Raw genomic sequence first — 17512 nt, 5'->3', positions numbered from 1 at the left:
GTAAGCCTCATTGATACGTTAAGTATTTTAGAGTGTGTGGTATATATTCAAGGCAGGGCTTGGCCATAAAGCCTTTAGTTAAATGACTCACATGAGTAGGAAGCCAAGTGAAATCCACTCATCAAGAATTTGTTTAGTAGATGTAGAGGAAGTCTTCGTTCTTTGAGGGGGAAAAGAAGTTAATATATCAGTGATACGATTGGAAAGTGTATAATTATTAAAGAAGAGAGATGCCTGAACTTCCTGAAGTAGAGACAGTTCGTCGTGGACTTGAATCTGTTGTAATTGATGCAAAGATAGTATCTGTCAAACTTAATCGTAGAGATTTGCGCTTTCCTTTTCCTGAGGCTTTTTCTGAGCGCCTTATTGGCAGAACAATTATAGAACTTGGTCGGCGTGCAAAATATTTATTATTTCATCTTTCTCAGAATGAAACGATTTTAAGCCATTTAGGAATGTCTGGTTCATGGCGTATAGAGAATGATCTTTTAAGAACAGTTTTTTCAACGACAAGTAAATTGGTTAAGCATGATCATTTTGTCATGGATATTCAAACAAGGGATGGTGAAGTTTATCATCTTATTTATAATGATGTGCGTCGCTTTGGGTTTATGCTTTTAGTCGATACGGATAAGCTTTATGAACATCCACTTTTAAATAAGCTAGGTCTTGAACCTATGAGTAATTCGTTTTCTGGTCGTTATTTACAAAAGGCTTTTGTTAATAAAAAAATGTCTCTCAAGGGTGTTTTACTTGATCAGTCTATTGTTGCAGGTCTTGGGAATATTTATGTTTGCGAAGCACTTTGGCGGAGTCGTTTGTCTCCACAACGTGGTGCATTTACATTGGCATCACAAACGGCACGGGCACGTGAATTTGCAGATTCTTTAGCACAAAATATACGCAATGTGATTTCTGAAGCCATTTTGTCTGGTGGCTCTTCTTTACGTGATTATATGCATATAGATGGTTCACTTGGTTATTTTCAGCATGCTTTTTCAGTTTATGGACGAGAAGGCAAGCAATGTTTGGAATGTGGAGCGCCTATTATGCGCATTTTACAGGCTGGACGTTCAAGTTTTTACTGCTCACAATGTCAAAAATGAATAAGGCGTCTTGCAAAATCTTACAAGAGGCTTAAAGTCATCGTATCTATAATATAATTACACAAGGCTTGAAAGGTTTTTTTTATGCTGAATAAAGTACTAACACATCTTGATGGAAATATAGAGAAGAGCCTTGAACGCCTTTTTTCTCTTTTACGTTTTCAATCGATTTCTACAGACTCGGCTTACAAGGATGCATGTCGTAAAGCAGCTGATTGGTTAGTAGAGGATTTAAAAAGCATCGGTTTTGAGGCTTCACGCCGTGATACACCGGGGCATCCAATGGTTGTTGGGCATCATCCTGGACCTTCAGATGATTGTTTGCATGTGTTGTTTTACGGACATTATGATGTTCAACCTGTTGATCCATTGAGTTTATGGGAGGATGATCCATTTACACCTTCTTTAAAAGAGAGAGATGGAGAGAAAGTTATTTGTGCTCGTGGAGCTTCAGATGACAAAGGTCAGTTGATGACTTTTATTGAAGCATGTCGTGCATTTAAGAAAGAAACAGGGCAGCTTCCTATTAAAGTTACTATTTTATGTGAAGGCGAGGAAGAGAGTGCTTCTCCTTCCCTTATTCCTTTTTTAAAAGCAAATACAGATGAACTTAAGGCAGATTATGCATTGGTTTGTGACACGTCAATGTGGGATGCGAATACTCCATCTATTGCTCTTTCTCTTCGGGGAATTATGGCAGAAGAGATTATTATCACAGCAGCTAATCGTGATTTGCATTCTGGTTATTTTGGAGGAGTAGCAGCTAATCCCATTCGTATTTTAACGAAAATCTTAGCAGGACTTCACGATGAAAATAATAGGGCAACACTTCCTGGCTTTTATGATGGAGTAGAAGAAACACCTCCACATATTTTACAATCATGGAATGCGCTTAATTGTACTGCTGAAAATTTTCTTGGTCCTATAGGACTTTCTGTTCCAGCTGGTGAAAAAGGGCGGAGCATTTTAGAGCTTGTATGGGCACGTCCTACCATGGAAATTAATGGTATTAGTGGCGGCTATGAAGGGGAAGGGATGAAAACGGTTATTGCTTCTCAAGCGAGTGCAAAAGTATCGTGTCGTTTGGTGCATAAGCAAGATCCAGAGAAAATACGCCAAGCGTTGCGTGATTATGTACGTAGCTCAATTCCTGCTGATTGTAAGGTTGAATTTAAGAATCACGGTTCTTCTCCGGCACTTCAGATTTCTGATGATTCATCTTTTATCAAGGAGGCGAAGGATGCCTTATCACAAGAGTGGGAAGTGCCTGCTGTCTTGACAGCCATGGGGGGCTCGATCCCAATTGTAGCAGATTTTCGGTCAATTCTTGGCATGGAAACTCTTTTGGTTGGTTTTGGACTGGCTGATGACCGTATTCATTCGCCTAATGAAAAGTATAATTTAAAATCATTTCATAAGGGGCAGCGGTCTTGGGCGCGTATTCTTGCAGCTTTAGCAAATAGGAGGGTAAATGGCTGAGATTCGTGTTCATCAAGGTGATTTACCAAACTTAGATAATTATCAAACTGATGCTGTTGCGATTGATACCGAAACTTTAGGATTACAACCCCATCGTGATCGTTTATGCGTTGTTCAGCTTTCTTCTGGAGATGGTACTGCCGATATTATACAGATTGCTAAAGGACAAAAGAATGCACCTAATTTGGTCAAGCTTCTTAAAGATAAAGCAGTCGTAAAAATATTCCATTTTGGGCGTTTTGATCTTGCTATTTTAGCACATACATTTGGTGTTATGCCAGAGGCTATTTTTTGTACAAAGATTGCTTCGAAACTCACGCGTACTTACACGGATCGTCATGGCTTGAAAGAAATTTGTAATGAATTGCTGAATGTGAATATTTCTAAACAGCAACAATCTTCGGATTGGGCGGCAGAAACGTTATCACAGGCGCAAATTGAATATGCTGCGTCGGATGTGTTATATTTGCATCGTTTAAAGGTTATATTTGAAGAACGTTTAAGACGTGAAGAGCGAGAAAATGTTGCCAAGGCATGCTTTCAATTTTTGCCTATGAGAGCTAGGCTTGATCTTTTAGGATGGGCGGAAGTTGATATTTTTGCGCATAGCTAACTTTAAAATTGGCTTTTAATGGAGTTAATTATTGATGTGAGAGGACAAAATGCTTGTACATTATGGACATTTTATCCTCTCATCTTTTCTGATAAGAATTATAATAAATTCTTAAGTGCTATTTCATTTGAAGTTTAGGCAATAAAAGTACTTTTGCGAATTCATATTTTTTATTTTTGTAACAGCTTTTATTTGAAACAAAGCAATTTTGAGGAGAGGCTGGAAACATACGGTGATTGGAAGACTTAAATCTCTGCAACCGGTATACAGCCTAATTGGGGGAGAATATGAATGTGTAAATGTAAAAAACAAATCTCATCTTTACCATCATTTTTAATTCGGCTTTACGACTTTCAAAAGTATTTAAAGCAATGTCTGTTAAATAATAGAGATTACGCATTGCCTCATGTTTTTAATGGATTTACGTTCTTCGTGTAAAACAGAACGCCCTAAACGGAATATATTTGTGTTGCTAATTCATGTGCTTTTTTAAAGAAACCGGCACCCAAATCCATTTTACGACGGCGCTTATGAATGGTATAACGATAAAGCCCCCAAAAATATGATATAAAATTCATTGAGCACTCCCATTTTTACGCTTACGGAGTAACAAGCTGCTACCATCACACCACTTTGCCAACTCCCAATGTTGTGTAGCCCTTGGCACGGTTCATAAGAGACATTTTAGTCTTTTTAGTGTTTTTTATCCACACAGCTCTTCCAACTTATAACGTGCAAACAAATGGTTTTAATTGATTCAACATGAAAAAGATTTTGAATGAGAGAATCTTATGATGTTTAGGGTTCTCAGTCAATGTGAATAATGCTAAATTATCATTATAAATCAGTATATTATATGAAGTTCGTATAGTTTATTATTTTCAGACGATACTTCGTGCCTTTATTTATTACTCAATAAGTAATTTCTATGTTGGCAGAGCAGGGCAATTTGCTTTTATTTTAAAAGCAAAATGCTCCAAAGCTTTATTTTTAAGGATTTTCACTTTTTATCTATAAACACATTATTTTTCTCTGGAAATTTGCAATGAAGGCACTAGATAAAATCCATTATGAATATTTGATGAGGTTAAATTTATGAATATAAAATATTTTATTACAGCTTTTGCTACTTTTGCTTCAATCTCTATGGCTCAAGGTGCAAGTTTTTTAGCGTCTCAAAATCTTATACAGAGAGCATCTTCGACTGTTCCTCCAATAGGTTTTTTTTCTGGTGAACAGCTTTGCAAGTTATTATCTGAAGTTTTTCAGATAGAACTTTCTTGCACAAATAACAGCGAATGCATAACAGCAGCTAAGTTAGTACCTGTGTTACATTCTGGTAAAAAAAGAGATCATTATCCTAAAAGAAGACCAGGGAAAAGAGGACGGCCAAACCTATTTGCACGAGGTCCAATGAGTTTTTAAAAAGTGAAAAAACAACATTAAGAAGTATAATATATGTTTTGAAGTTGAAAAAGAGGGATATTTTTTCTGCCAAATTCATGATTTTTAAAGCAAGGGGTGGTTTGAAAACTTTAAGAAAGATTTCTCATTTTTTCAGCTTTAAGGAGATTTCTATATAAGTTTTAATGTTTATCATACCGGTTGTTTGTCTTTAGGTATTTTTTTCAATTTCGTCTTGTAAAGGAGTATGAAATGATAGCCTACAAATAAGGCTGAAGCTCTGAAAAAGACTTTACTATAAGGTTGAGAGAAGAAAAAAATGGTAAGTATGTCAAAAAGGAATAAATGCCTAAATTAAAAACAAAGAGTAAATGTAATGAAATTGCATGTAATCTTGTTGCAGTCCATAGGGTAGTGGAGATCTTGTTCATGTGCGCTACAAGCATTCTTTACAGTGATGAAAAAATAATCAAAGAGCTATTCACATTTGGTTATACGAAGGATGAAGCTAAAAACGTTGTTTGTATGAATTTAAATGGAACAGTTACATTTAGCTGCTCTCAATATTGTAACGGTCTTCACTATTACAATATTGAGAGTATTAATAGGAAGCATTTTAGCTTTTAAATAGTTTTATTTATTCACACACTTGCTCGTTTGTGAGGTGCTGGGGGGGCTTTAATATAAAAAGGCTTAAGATAAGAACATCTTCAATATTGCAGACGAATTAATATAAAAGATATTTTTTCATTATAAATCAATATATTATATTTTTATGTCAATAGCACACGCTTTACACGGAGGGTACTGTGGCGCAGTTTTTTTATCAAAATGATAAAGGAGAGAAAACGTGAGGAAAAGAGATCATTTGTGCATGGGCATAGTTTAATTCTCATTTATTACAGATCAAGCAATTAAGGGTACTTTGATTGGCTTTTTGTTTTTTTTATAAGTGTATCATTTTTGCTACAGATATCTGAAGATGGGGCTCTATATGAAATGGTGTGTTCAAATAAATATTCAGCTATGGAGAGAAAATATGAATATGAAATGGTTAATAACAGCTTCTGCTTTCGCTTTTGTTTCAGCTTCAGCAGCTCAAGCAGCAGATGTTATTGTTCCCCCCAGTCCAACACCTGTTGCTCCTGTTATTGTTGCTCCAACTTTTTCTTGGACAGGTTTTTATGTTGGGGGGCAGATTGGTGGTTTTTCGGGTAAGACGAAAATGGATATTCTCAGTAACGGAAAAAAGATTCCAGCACCTGATGATCTTTTGCCTAAACTATCTGGTTTCATGGGTGGTCTTTACGCAGGTTCCAACGTTGATCTCGGCAATGGCCTTATTTTAGGTGTTGATACAGATATCATGTGGTCTAATAAAGATGACACGAAGACAGGAAAAACATATGTTATTGCTCCAGATCACATAAATTATATTAAGAAGATATTAACAGAATCTGGAATTAATATTGGTAAAGATGCGCTTGTACCTGGTGATAAACGAACCCACAGTTTCACTTTTAAAGAAAAGTGGGCTGGTGCGACACGTGTACGTATTGGTTTTGCAGCTGAACGCATTATGCCTTATGTTGCTGGTGGTATCGCCTATACACAGCTTCAAGATAGTGCATTGATTTCAATAACAGGGAAAGATTCAGATAAAGTAATAGCTTCTGGTACTCTGTCTGATGAAACAAAGACCCTTGTTGGTTACACGCTTGGTGCTGGTGTTGATTTAGCAATGACCAATAACGTTATTGTCCGTGCGGAATATCGTTACTCTGATTTTGGTAAAAAGAAATTCTCAAATGACAAATATGAGACATCTTACAAAACCAATGATTTCCGAGTTGGTGTTGCTTACAAATTTTAATAGATGGTAAGTTAAATAACGAAGAGGCTCTGTCAAAGACAGAGCCTCTGTTATTCTTTGTTGCTATATTATCACACAATACATAATTTATTGTGGATGTGAAAAGATATTATTCAGATTTTCTTAAAAAAATTCATAGACAACAAACAAGAATTACATTTAAAAATCAATAATATATATATATATATATCTTTAGGTTTCTCGTACAAAATCAAGTTATGAAGCAATTTTGTCTGGGATGTGCCCTCCATTTTCTGTGACTGTATCATTTTTACTACAGCTTTTCTTTCTGTAATCTTGTAGCACTGTGCTCATAAATAAATTAGGAGCAAAGTTTATGAATATAAAATCTTTAGTAACAACTTCTGTTATCGCTATAGCAGCAGCTTCTGCAGCACAAGCTGCTGATGTTGTCATCCCTCATGAAACAGCCCCAGCAGTCATCGCAGCAGCCCCTTCATTTTCTTGGACAGGCTTTTATATCGGTGGTCAAGTTGGTAACTTTTCAAGTAAAGTTGATGTATACGATTCAGCGACGAACAATAAAATTAGTGACAAAGATTGGATGCCTAAGCCTTCTGGTTTCATGGGTGGTATCTATGTAGGTTCCAATGTGGATCTTGGAAATGGCCTCATTCTAGGTGTTGAAACTGATGCCGTCTGGGCAGACCGCGAAGAATCAAAAGACCGCGCTGCGGAAACTGTTGGAGCAGGTTATGATGAGACTTTTGACAAACTCAAACCTAATTATGCTTCAGGAAAAAATAAAACCTCTATCACGGCGACAAGCAAAAAGATGAATAGCGTTTCTCTAAAAGCAAAATGGTCTGGTGCTACACGCGTTCGTGTTGGTTTTGCAGCCGTTGATCGCATTATGCCTTATGTTGCTGGTGGTATTGCTTATGCACAGGTACAAAAAGTTGATTCGATTAAGGTAAAAGATGAAAATAATGCAGATATTGGTACTGCTACCGTTTCTGATGCATCAAAAACGATGGTTGGTTTCACTGTAGGTGGTGGTATTGACTTTGCAATGACAGACAATGTTCTGTTGCGTGCAGAATATCGTTACTCAGACTATGGTAAAAAAGCATTTGTAAAGAACGGGGATAAAGTAGCTTACAAAACCAATGATTTCCGTGTTGGTGTTGCATACAAATTCTAATTTCGTCAACAACGAAATAAACTTCCAAGAGGCTCTGTCAAAGACAGGGCCTCTATTCTTTTCTGTTGTTATATTATCACATATCCTATATTTATTAGGGGAGTAAAAGATATTATTCAGATTTCCTTAAAAAGATTTTTATAAACGAGAGACAATAATTACGCGGTAAAATCAATGAATTATACGTATTCATAATTTACAATTTCTTGTGAAACGTGAAGTTATGAAATGACTTTATCTTGCGTCAGCTTTCGTTTCCTATGATTGTATCATTTTACTACAGCGTTTTTTTGTAGTCGTATAATACTGTGCTCGTAAATAAATGAGGAGCAAAGTTTACGAATATAAAATCTTCAGTAACAACTTTTGTTATCGCTATGACTACAGCTTCTGCGGCACAAGCTGCTGATATTGTCATTCCTCGTAAAAAAGCTCCAACAGTTATCATAGCTCTTTCGTTTTCTTAGACAGGTTTTTATCTTGGTGGTCAAGTTGGCAACTTTTCAAGTCAAAGTTTATGTATTTGATTTAGAGACAAAAGAAAAAAACTTCAGATAAAGATGCACTACCTAAGCCTTCAGGTTTCATAGGTGGTATTTAATTTTAGGTTCCAACGTATATCTTTGAAATGTCCTCATTCTAAGTGTTGAAACCGATGCAGTCTGGGCAGACTGAGGAGAGACGAAGACGGTCTCAAAGATTCTTGCGATTGATGAATTTGATGATTTTAATGATGAATTTAAAGATGCTGGTGTCACATTGGATGAAAATGAAAAGTTTCAAAAGGGTGACACAGCAGTGTATTGCATTGGTTTCAAAGAAAATGGTCTGGTGCAACACGGGTTCGTGTTGGTTTTTCCGTCGCTGACAGTATTATGCCTTATGTGGCTGATGGTATTGCTTATGCGCAAATACAGGGTGTTGGTAAAGTTTCAGGAACAAACAAAATTGGCAAATGGGTAAGCCAAGTAAAGAAGTTTCTGCTACAGTATTTGATAAAATAAAAACGATGGAGGGTTTCACCCTTGGTGGTGGTATAGATTTCGCGATGACAGATCATGTTCTGCTTCGTGCGGAGTACCGTTACTCAGACTTTGGTAAGAAGGAATATAAAAAGTATTACCTTAAACTAGGCTACACAACCAATGACTTTCACGTAGGTATCGCTTACAAGTTCTAATTTCATCAAAAGTGCAATTATGAATAAAAAGTATTAATAAAAAATTAAATTTCCAAAAGATATTGACTTTTACAAAATCGCTGTTTTCTGGGCTTTTATTTGTACGACTGTGACATTTTTACTACAGCTTTTCTATTTATAATCTTGTAAGGTTGTTTTGTAGTTAATTTAGGAGCAAAATTATGAATACAAAATCTTTAATAGCAACTTCTATTGCCGCTTTAATTTCAGCTTCTGCAGCACAAGCTGCTGACGTGGTGATCCCTCGTGAAACAGCCCCAGCAGTTATCGCAGCAGCCCCTTCGTTTTCTTGGACAGGCTTTTATCTTGGTGGTCAAGTTGGTAACTTTTCGAGTAAAACTAAAGTAACTATTCCAGGAGAAGATAAAGAACTTGTCAAAAAAGATAACACACCTAGTCCTTCTGGTTTCATGGGTGGGATTTATGCCGGATCTAACGTAGACCTTGGAAATGGTCTCATTCTCGGTGTTGAAACCGATGCAGTTTGGGCAGACCGTGAAGAATCAAAAACAGCCCGTGAATTGACTCTTACTAAAGAAGATGTGGCATTTTTTAATAATGCCCTTGAAAAAGCTAAGGTTGAATTAAAAGATCAGCAACGGTTTGAAATAGGTGACAAGGTAACGGAAAAGCACAGTTACAAAGAAAAATGGTCTGGTGCTACACGCGTTCGTATCGGTTTTGCTGCTGTTGACCGTATTATGCCTTATGTTGCTGGTGGTATTGCCTATGCGCAGGTACAGGGTATTCAATCAGTTACAGGAAAAGGAGAGAGAGCTAAAGTTGAGCAGAAAGCTGACGGGGATGGAAAAGTGCCAGAGGCAGGGGCTAAGCAAGCCATAGATTTGACTGGTGGTACTTGGGCTGATGACACGAAGACAATGGTTGGTTTCACTATTGGCGGCGGTGTTGACTTTGCAATGACCGACAACGTTCTTTTACGTGCAGAATACCGTTACTCCGATTTTGGTAAAAAGAAATTCGCCAACGATACACGTGAATTCAACTACAAAACCAATGACTTCCGTGTAGGTGTCGCTTACAAATTCTAATTTCGTAAAAATGAAATTATTAGCACAAAAAATACTAAGGCCTCGTTTAACGGGGCCTTTATTTTATTAGCTCTCTATTTTATTTCTCTTAATCTCTTTTATTTTTTATTTGTATCATTTTGTATTATAAGGCTTAAAAAAGTTTTATATTATAAAAGGCGAATTAGTAGTATGCAGTGATTTTATAACTACTTATTACATAAAATCTTATATTACGGCTATCATTTTACACTTAAGTGAAAAGTATTTAATTAATCTCAGAAATAAGACAATATCATAACCAGTGACGAACTTTAGTCTACTTTTATATGCTAGATTAGAGCGAGCATACTACATATATCTGTTAGAGTAAGTTCTGAAACGGGAATACAGCCTCATTGGGGAAGAATATAAAGTTACAAAGAGAAAAACTAGTTTCCAACTTTATCATCTTCTTTTAATTTAGCTTTACGATTTTCAAAAGCATTTAGAGCAATATCTTTTAAATAATGAAAATAAAGATGATGCATTGTCTTACGTTTTTGTTTATTGCATTTCTTAATGGGATCATACTCCTCATGCAAAACAGAACGCCCTAAACGGAATACACTTGTTGTTGTGTATTCACACATTTGTTTTAAATAAATATTTTTCAAAGTACATCAAGCCCACTTCTCTCTGGAAAAGATTTGAATATTTTAGGCTCTGATGTTCAAGCAACGGATAAACTTCTCTTGCAAGCTGAGAGGAATGTTTCGATTGATGCCACACGCAACAGTGCCAATAGCCATCGCGGGGATCAAACCTCTCATGTTGCTTTGCACAATGGCTCTCATTTAAGTTCTGAAAAAGAGACCACTGTTCTCTCTGGAAAAGATATCCATATTGCTGCTTCCGATATAGATGCCAAGGGCAATATTGCTCTTGGCGCCCAAGGGGAGATAACAATAGGGGTAAGAAACGATGAGATGGAGTATCATCTTCGCACCAAAAACACGAAAGTGGACATGCAAGCTTCTCATGCGGTTGGATCTTCGATAAAATCGGGAGGTGACACCACTGTCATTGCAGGGCAGGATGGCAAACCGCATGATCTTAGCATCACAGGCAGTTCCATTGCGGCTGATGGCAAGGTGGGGCTGAAAGCCAGCAACGATATTCTCATCAATAATGCAGAGGATAGCTTACATTATGAGATGTCGTACCATAAAGAGGGAGGGGTGTTTAGTAGCAGCAAATCTGAGCATAACAAGATGGATGTGCGCCAAGTTGTGGGGTCAAGCATAACAGGGGGTGAAGGCATTGCCATTGATTCCGGAAACAACACGGAAGTTGTAGCCTCGACGCTCGTAGCCGGTAAGGCAGAGGAAACGTCAGGAGAGAAAGCACCAGGAGAACAGAAACAAGCGGATATTACCATTCACTCTGGGGGAAAGATTGTCATAAAAGGCGCCCAAGAACACTTGGATCAGCAAGCACAATCGTCTTCAAGTGGCTTTTTGCATGAGAAATCTTCCGATACATCTCAATCGCATACCACAACGGTCTCCTCTATCCTTGGGGCAACGGGCAACATTATCACGCAATCAGACAAAGAGACCACAATCACTGCTTCTCATCTGCTTTCCGGTCAAGATATCAATGTGAGCGGAGAAAGTGTGACGATTGATGGCATGACAGATCACCATAAAAGCCATTCAGAGACCCATGAAACGGGTTTTGGTGTGGGATCAGGCAAGGGTTTTGTGTCGATATACGGGAGTGAAGGAAAGACAGAAAATGAAGAGAGTTTTGAGCATCAAGGCTCTTCTCTCAATGGGAAAAATATCACCATCACCGCCACCAAAAAAGATGTGAACGTGGAGGGCTCTGATTTTACTGCGCAAGAAAATATTCATGTTTCGGCAGCCCATGATGTGAATGTTTCACCTGGTCACAATCGTCATAGGGCAAGCTCAAAGGAAGAACGCACAGGTTTTGGGTTTCAGTTTGAAAAGAACCCTAGCGGTGCTTCTGTAGGTGTTGGAATTGCAAGCGCTAAAGATACGGGCGATCAATGGGAAAATACCAATACGCCATCTCATTTCAAGGCGGGCAAAGATGTGCAGATCAATGGTGGCAATGATGTGAATTTACAAGCAACCATTGTTTCGGCGGATCGTGATGTCAACATTGATGCTGGCAATAATATCACCCTATCAGAAAGCTATGATACCTCTAACGCAAAAGAAAAGCATGAAAAGTCTTTTGCTGGTGTGACAGGCTCTGTCAATGTGGGTATTCTTGGTACAGTAAAAGATGTAAAGGATGCAGTCAAACGTTTTGGTCATGGGGATACAAAACACAAAATCGGTAATGGTCTTATTGCTGGTCTAAAAGGCTATGATCTCTATAGCAAAGGCAAAGGTCTTTATAATGGGATGAAAGGTGGAAACAAACAGTCTATTCGTGATATTGCTGATGTTTCTGCTAGCGTAACCGTGGGCTTTAAGACAGAGAAGGAGGAGGCATCGGTTCAGACATCTACTGCGGTGACAGGTACAATAGAAGCAGGACGCGCTGTTAATATGCAAGCCCACAAAGGCAGCATCCATGGTGTTGGAGCCGATATTATTGCCGGTACAAACCCGATGCAAAGCAATGATGAACAGAGCGGGAATATCACCATGGGAGCAGGTAAAGATATCCTCTTTGAAAGTGCGCAAAACACGCAAAGCACACAAAACCACACGCAAAGCGCTTCAATGAATATTGGGTATAGTTATGGTTGGTGGTACAGGGTGGATGGGGAATGCTTCTTTTGGTAAAGGCAAGGGTTCCAGTGAGGAAGTGCATCACAAGAACAGCCATATTATTGGTACTGGCACTGTTCATACCAGCAGTGGAGAGGATACCACATTGGCAGGCGCCGTGGTTTCTGGAGAGCATGTAGAAATGGAAGTAGGGGGTGATTTTGCCATTACCAGCCGCAGTGATACGGGACAAAGTTCCAGCAAGCAAAACTCTGTTTCCATTGGTTATAATAGCCGAGAAAAGGATGGTACAGCCACAACCAATATTTCCTTGAACAAGGATAAATCCTCTAGCGATTATCACAGTGTTGTGGAGCAATCAGGCATCAAAGCCGGTGATGGCGGTTTTAAGATCAACGTTAAAGATAAAACAACGCTGACCGGAGGCATCATTGCCAGCACCGCGCCGGCAGATAAAAACAGCCTGACCACAGGAAGCATTAGCACCAGTGATATCAGCAACAGTGCGCATGCTCAAGCTAGCAGCCAAGGTTTAAGCATTTCTGCGGGTGGTCCGATGTATCAGGGCAAATATGGTGTCGGGAAAAACATTGCTAAAAATGTCTTAGATCATTCAAAAGCTAAAGATTCAGAGGAAGGATATACCAAATCTGCTATCAGCAATGGCACCATTGTCATTACTGATGAAGCAGGGCAGAAGGCATTGACAGGGCAAGACGTGGGAACAAGCCATAGCCTCCCTTAATCGTGATACTGCCACCGCCCATAAGGGTGTACAACAACTCGATGTAGGCAAGCTGGAACAAATCGTCCATGAAAACCGCGAAATGGCAACCCAACTTTTAGAAGAAGGGTTTAAATACAGCGATGATTCCTATAAAACCATGTTTATCAAAGAGCACCCCATCGCCGTGGTCGACCGTGATGAAAAGGGTAATATAATCTATGAAATAGATGCAAATGGAGAGCCTATAGAAGACGCTCGTGGACAAAATATCCCTAAGTTTCATTATTTAACGGATGAAGAAAAGCAGCATTTGCAAGCCGGCTCTGATGGCAAGGTGCATGTGTCCCTCAATGGCATTTTTACGCCACCCTATGAAGCTGCTGTTTATGCAGAGCAACATGCGGAGAATAAAAATGTACCGCTTTATTTTGTTGTGTTCCCCCAAGCCGATTCTGCTATCTCAGAACTTCTGGTCGCGGGCTATCAGAAGTTTATGGAAAATAACTTTTGGGGTTTGACCAATTCCACACAAGAAGCAAAAGATATAATGTCTCGCTATGGTAACACAGGATTGCATTTTGATGCCCATAGTCGTGGCAGTTTGACAGGCTTTAATATGATGAATTCTTTCAAACAAGAAGGTGTAAATGATGTAGCTGGCAATACAACGATCAGTTTCTATGGACCAGCGGCTAATGTTTTGGCGGCATCCGGTTTGTTAGGTTATGTGAGTGATGGCAAACAAACCACTATTGGTTTTGATGGGAATAGATATGACTTTGTAAGCCGATGGATTGGCGGCAATGGCTATACTTACGAGACAATACCTGCTGGTAGTAACTGGTGGAAAGAAACATGGAATATGTTCTCAGATCCCATAAATCCCCATACCTGTCTTGGAGACGCGGGCGATAAGTGTAACGTGCGTTATGGCTCATCTCATCGTGAACAAGTTCCTTCAAGTAAATCATGGAGTAAAAAATGAAACAAACCTTAAAATTATTAAGTGCTGTAACTCTATTCAGTATCGCTGGATGTCAGTTTAATAAGCCTCCTTCAGGATACTTGACTGCTTGGGAGAAGCCAGGAGCAGATTTTACTGAAATAGGAAAAGCATTATTAGAATGTGGTATGCCAACGCCTTATGATGTATTTCCAGAAAATAGAAAGCAGAGCATCAATGCAAAAGCAACAACTTATGCTTGCATGATTCAATCAGGATTCCGCTATAAAGATGAAGAAGTAGCAAGAGCGGGAGGGTGGTGTTATACTTTTAGAGCCGAAAACTTGCCCATTTGTCGTCCAGGTGCTGTGATCCCGAGGCCCAGTGTCAAGAAGCGCTTAAACAGCCCTTTTTGTAAAAAATATAAAAATGCACCTGAATGCAAACCTTAAGTCTTGCTAGTGATGATCAACAATCCGCCATCCTTGCCTTCGCTTGGAATGGCGCGATTGTTTCCTCAATCCATCATCTCAATATTGGTCACCGTTGTTTTAAGCAGCGGTGACAGGAAATATCAACAAGCTTATGAGCTCTGTTTTATCGTAAATAAATCCATTGAAAGAGGGGAAGAATGAAGAAAATCTTAAAACTATTGGAGCTGTATAGCTCTGTTAAGTATCGCTGGATGTGACTCAAAGCCTCCTTCAAGATACTTTGTTATATGGCAAAAGCCAGATGCAGATTCTACTGAAGTAGCAAAAGCATTGTTAGAGTGTGGTAAGCCAACTCCTTATAATGCCGATACAGAAAATAGTGGATTAGGTTTCGGTGAATGGGCAATAATTCATACTTGTATGCTTCAATCTGGCTTCCACTATAGAAGTGAAAATGGAAAGTGGTGTGAAAATTGTCAAGATGATAGGATTCCGGTGTATCCTCTTAGTGGTTCTATCACGCCTCAACGAAGTGTTGAGAGACGCTTAAATAGCCCTTATTGTAAAAAGCATTCAGAACAACTTGAATGCAAACCTTAGGTCTTGCTTCAGCAGAGAAAGCCTTGAATTTACACCAAATAAAGCTCTAGGTTGATGAGCTTGAGAAAGCCTTGTCCGTCCTTACGTGACAAGGTTTTTTTTATGCCGCGTCGTTATAACGTTGCTGCTTTGCTTGCTCGATGACATTCAAAAGATCTGATTGTAACCAACGCGATAAAAAACCAAATTTTAAAGGTTTTGGGAGAGAGCCATTAGTTACATGACGGCGAAATGTTGAAACACTCATATGAAGCAATTTTGCACTTTCACGGTCTGTTAAAAGAATATCATTTTCTGTCATATTAAAATCCTTTCACTATAAAAATGGTAACAAATCATAACCATTTATTAACCACATTTTGGTTCATTTTCGAAGGTATTTTATTTATAGAAAACAATATTTTATCATATAATTTCTTATGTGATAATTTATGACTCTTATTGAGAGAGAATGAGAGAAAAGAGAGTTAAAGTTATCCACAGATCATGGGGTTATTCACCCCATATTTTAGGTTTGACCTGTGACATAAGCCGCCCATTTATCCATATAGACACGGCGCTGTTCTAGATAGTCAGTACGACGATAGGAGCGCTCTACTTGCCCTCCTACTGTATGACTTAGAATGGTTTCAGCGACCTCATAAGGGGCATCGGTTGTTTCTGCTAGCCAATCGCGTAAATTAGAGCGAAAACCATGGGGACAAGCTTCAATTTTATTTTTTCTCATATACGCCGCCATCATCGTATGTGAAAGAGGACCACGACCGGTAAGTAAAAAGATGAAATCACTTTTAGAGATACAGCGGGCTTGTTCAATTACTTTTATTGCTTCAGATGATAGGGGCACGCGAAACTCTGTTGTGGCATCACGCTTGCCTTTCATATTCTCAGCAGGGATTGTCCAGATATCATCTTCAATCTGATCTTCACGAATATGACGCAAAGGATTGCTACGAACGCCTGTCAGAATAAGCAAACGCAAAGCCAGTTGTGTTATGGTTGATGCTTCACAGAGTGTTTTATAAAAAGCCGGCACATCTCTCCAATCCATGGCTGGTAAGCTTTGTTTTTTATGACGTTGTTTGCCTAAGAGAGCGCGTGCTTTTTCTGTTACTTGTAAATCAACATCTAAGCCTAATGCAGCCGCATGTTTGAGACAAAGGTTGAGACGCATCAGTGCTGTTCGAGCAGTTCCAGCTTTTGTATGCCAAATAGGGGCAAGAACATTGCGTATCTCTGTTTGTGTAATCTCTGAAACGGGCAGACAGCCTAATTTGGGCAGAATATGAAGGCGTAATGGTAAAAACCAATCCCCATCTTTACCATCATTTTTTAATTCAGCTTTACGACTTTCAAAAGCATCCAACGCGATATCTTTAAATAATGGAGATTGCTTATTGCTTCACGCTTTTGTTTTTCACGTTCTTTAATAGGATCACGCCCCTCACGTAAAACAGCCCGCCACCCAGTTGCCAATTCACGAGCTTGTTTTAAAAAAACATCTTGCAACGCTCCCAAGCCCATTTCACGGCGCCGCACATGAATGGTAAAACGGTAAATCCATTGAGCACCTCCATCTTTACGCTTATGAAGTAACAAGCCGGCACCATCATTATATTTGCCAGCTCGTGGGTGTTGCGACAGCCCTTGCATTAAGACGGTTCATAAGAACCATTTTTACTCCTTTCTTATATAAATTTTATCCACACACTCATCCCACTTGTTATGTGCAAATGAGTGGTTTTAGTTGTTTCAAGATAAACAGATTTGAAATGAGAGAATCTTACGTTATTCGGGACTCTCATTCAACATACAAAACAGTAAATTATCATTATAAATCAATATATTGTTATTGTGAGAAGCGTGCTTTATAGACAAATGTTAGAAACCCTATTCCCTTAACTTTACTCAGGCACCATTAACTTAAAAGTCAATAAAAAAATAGGTTACATACAACAAAGAAGAGTGTGGTGCCCAGACGCGGCAAGCAGGGGCTTAGCAACAAGATTCAAAGTGTATAAAGATGTGTAAGGGCGTATTGATGTCTATAGCTTTTTATGATTCAATAAAAAAAGTAAGTATTAAAGAAAAAATCTCAAATCAGAAATTAAAGGTGGTCTAAAAGGTGGACCAAAAAAGGTGGACGAGCAATGCTTGAAAAGGTGGACGAGAGGGGACGTTAA

The 17512-nt window shown here is 38.6% G+C and carries 11 protein-coding genes and 5 pseudogenes; 11 read left to right on the top strand and 5 right to left on the bottom strand.

Annotated features, from left to right (window positions below; genetic code table 11):
* Positions 1 to 230: 230 nt before the first annotated feature.
* From mutM to PVV63_RS02930, 3 genes are all read left to right on the top strand, one after another.
* Positions 231 to 1106, top strand: a complete 876-nt coding sequence (mutM, locus tag PVV63_RS02940; RefSeq protein ID WP_273790561.1) for a bifunctional DNA-formamidopyrimidine glycosylase/DNA-(apurinic or apyrimidinic site) lyase — start codon at positions 231 to 233, stop codon at positions 1104 to 1106.
* A gap of 84 nt (positions 1107 to 1190) precedes the next feature.
* Positions 1191 to 2585, top strand: a complete 1395-nt coding sequence (locus tag PVV63_RS02935; protein WP_273790560.1) for a M20/M25/M40 family metallo-hydrolase — start codon at positions 1191 to 1193, stop codon at positions 2583 to 2585.
* The gene (locus tag PVV63_RS02930) at positions 2578 to 3198 is read left to right on the top strand and encodes a ribonuclease D (protein ID WP_273790559.1); all 621 of its coding nucleotides are present in this window, start codon (positions 2578 to 2580) and stop codon (positions 3196 to 3198) included. Before PVV63_RS02935 ends, PVV63_RS02930 begins: the two co-directional genes overlap by 8 nt.
* 248 nt (positions 3199 to 3446) lie before the next feature.
* On the opposite strand, the pseudogene PVV63_RS10455 reads toward PVV63_RS02930, so the two are convergent.
* Positions 3447 to 3881 (bottom strand): annotated as a pseudogene (locus PVV63_RS10455) (integrase); the annotation flags it as partial.
* A 412-nt stretch (positions 3882 to 4293) separates the two neighbouring features.
* Here PVV63_RS10455 and PVV63_RS02920 point away from each other — a divergent pair.
* The 3 genes from PVV63_RS02920 (at position 4294) to PVV63_RS02910 (ending at position 7640) form a co-directional block, all read left to right on the top strand.
* On the top strand, positions 4294 to 4623 hold the full coding sequence (locus PVV63_RS02920; RefSeq protein WP_273790557.1) for a hypothetical protein: 330 nt from the start codon (positions 4294 to 4296) through the stop codon (positions 4621 to 4623).
* Between the two features lie 1018 nt (positions 4624 to 5641).
* Positions 5642 to 6475: an outer membrane protein gene (locus PVV63_RS02915; protein ID WP_273790645.1), complete on the top strand. Its 834-nt coding sequence runs from the start codon at positions 5642 to 5644 to the stop codon at positions 6473 to 6475.
* Positions 6476 to 6812: 337 nt separating this feature from the next.
* Positions 6813 to 7640, top strand: a complete 828-nt coding sequence (locus tag PVV63_RS02910; protein ID WP_273790556.1) for an outer membrane protein — start codon at positions 6813 to 6815, stop codon at positions 7638 to 7640.
* A gap of 277 nt (positions 7641 to 7917) precedes the next feature.
* Here the strand turns inward: PVV63_RS02910 and PVV63_RS02905 are convergent, their stop codons facing one another.
* Positions 7918 to 8088, bottom strand: coding sequence for a hypothetical protein (locus PVV63_RS02905; protein WP_273790651.1), 171 nt, complete (start codon positions 8086 to 8088; stop codon positions 7918 to 7920).
* Here PVV63_RS02905 and PVV63_RS02900 point away from each other — a divergent pair.
* Together PVV63_RS02900 and PVV63_RS02895 are read left to right on the top strand one after the other, a co-directional pair.
* Positions 8018 to 8820, top strand: a pseudogene (locus PVV63_RS02900) (outer membrane protein). The gene PVV63_RS02905 and the pseudogene PVV63_RS02900 sit on opposite strands and share 71 nt — an antisense overlap.
* 182 nt (positions 8821 to 9002) lie before the next feature.
* Positions 9003 to 9893: an outer membrane protein gene (locus tag PVV63_RS02895; protein ID WP_273790555.1), complete on the top strand. Its 891-nt coding sequence runs from the start codon at positions 9003 to 9005 to the stop codon at positions 9891 to 9893.
* A gap of 410 nt (positions 9894 to 10303) precedes the next feature.
* Here the strand turns inward: PVV63_RS02895 and PVV63_RS02890 are convergent, their stop codons facing one another.
* Positions 10304 to 10528, bottom strand: a complete 225-nt coding sequence (locus PVV63_RS02890) for a hypothetical protein (protein WP_273790554.1) — start codon at positions 10526 to 10528, stop codon at positions 10304 to 10306.
* Between the two features lie 6 nt (positions 10529 to 10534).
* On the opposite strand from PVV63_RS02890, the pseudogene PVV63_RS02885 reads away from it, so the two are divergent.
* From PVV63_RS02885 to PVV63_RS02875, 3 genes and pseudogenes are all read left to right on the top strand, one after another.
* Positions 10535 to 14337: pseudogene (locus PVV63_RS02885) on the top strand (hemagglutinin repeat-containing protein); the annotation flags it as partial.
* Positions 14334 to 14747, top strand: coding sequence for a hypothetical protein (locus tag PVV63_RS02880; protein ID WP_273790553.1), 414 nt, complete (start codon positions 14334 to 14336; stop codon positions 14745 to 14747). The pseudogene PVV63_RS02885 and the gene PVV63_RS02880, both read left to right, overlap by 4 nt.
* Before the next feature lie 179 nt (positions 14748 to 14926).
* Positions 14927 to 15329: pseudogene (locus tag PVV63_RS02875) on the top strand (hypothetical protein).
* A 100-nt stretch (positions 15330 to 15429) separates the two neighbouring features.
* Here PVV63_RS02875 and PVV63_RS02870 read toward each other — a convergent pair.
* Both PVV63_RS02870 and PVV63_RS02865 read right to left on the bottom strand, forming a co-directional pair.
* Positions 15430 to 15630 (bottom strand): AlpA family transcriptional regulator, encoded by a 201-nt coding sequence (locus PVV63_RS02870; protein ID WP_015856172.1) that lies wholly within the window; start codon positions 15628 to 15630, stop codon positions 15430 to 15432.
* A gap of 207 nt (positions 15631 to 15837) precedes the next feature.
* Positions 15838 to 17004: pseudogene (locus tag PVV63_RS02865) on the bottom strand (tyrosine-type recombinase/integrase).
* Between the last annotated feature and the right edge of the window lie 508 nt (positions 17005 to 17512).

Origin of the sequence: Bartonella sp. CM31XJBT, assembly GCF_028618555.1 — a bacterium.
In the GTDB taxonomy this organism is placed as follows: domain Bacteria; phylum Pseudomonadota; class Alphaproteobacteria; order Rhizobiales; family Rhizobiaceae; genus Bartonella.
This window is presented reverse-complemented; position numbering and strand designations above follow the sequence as displayed.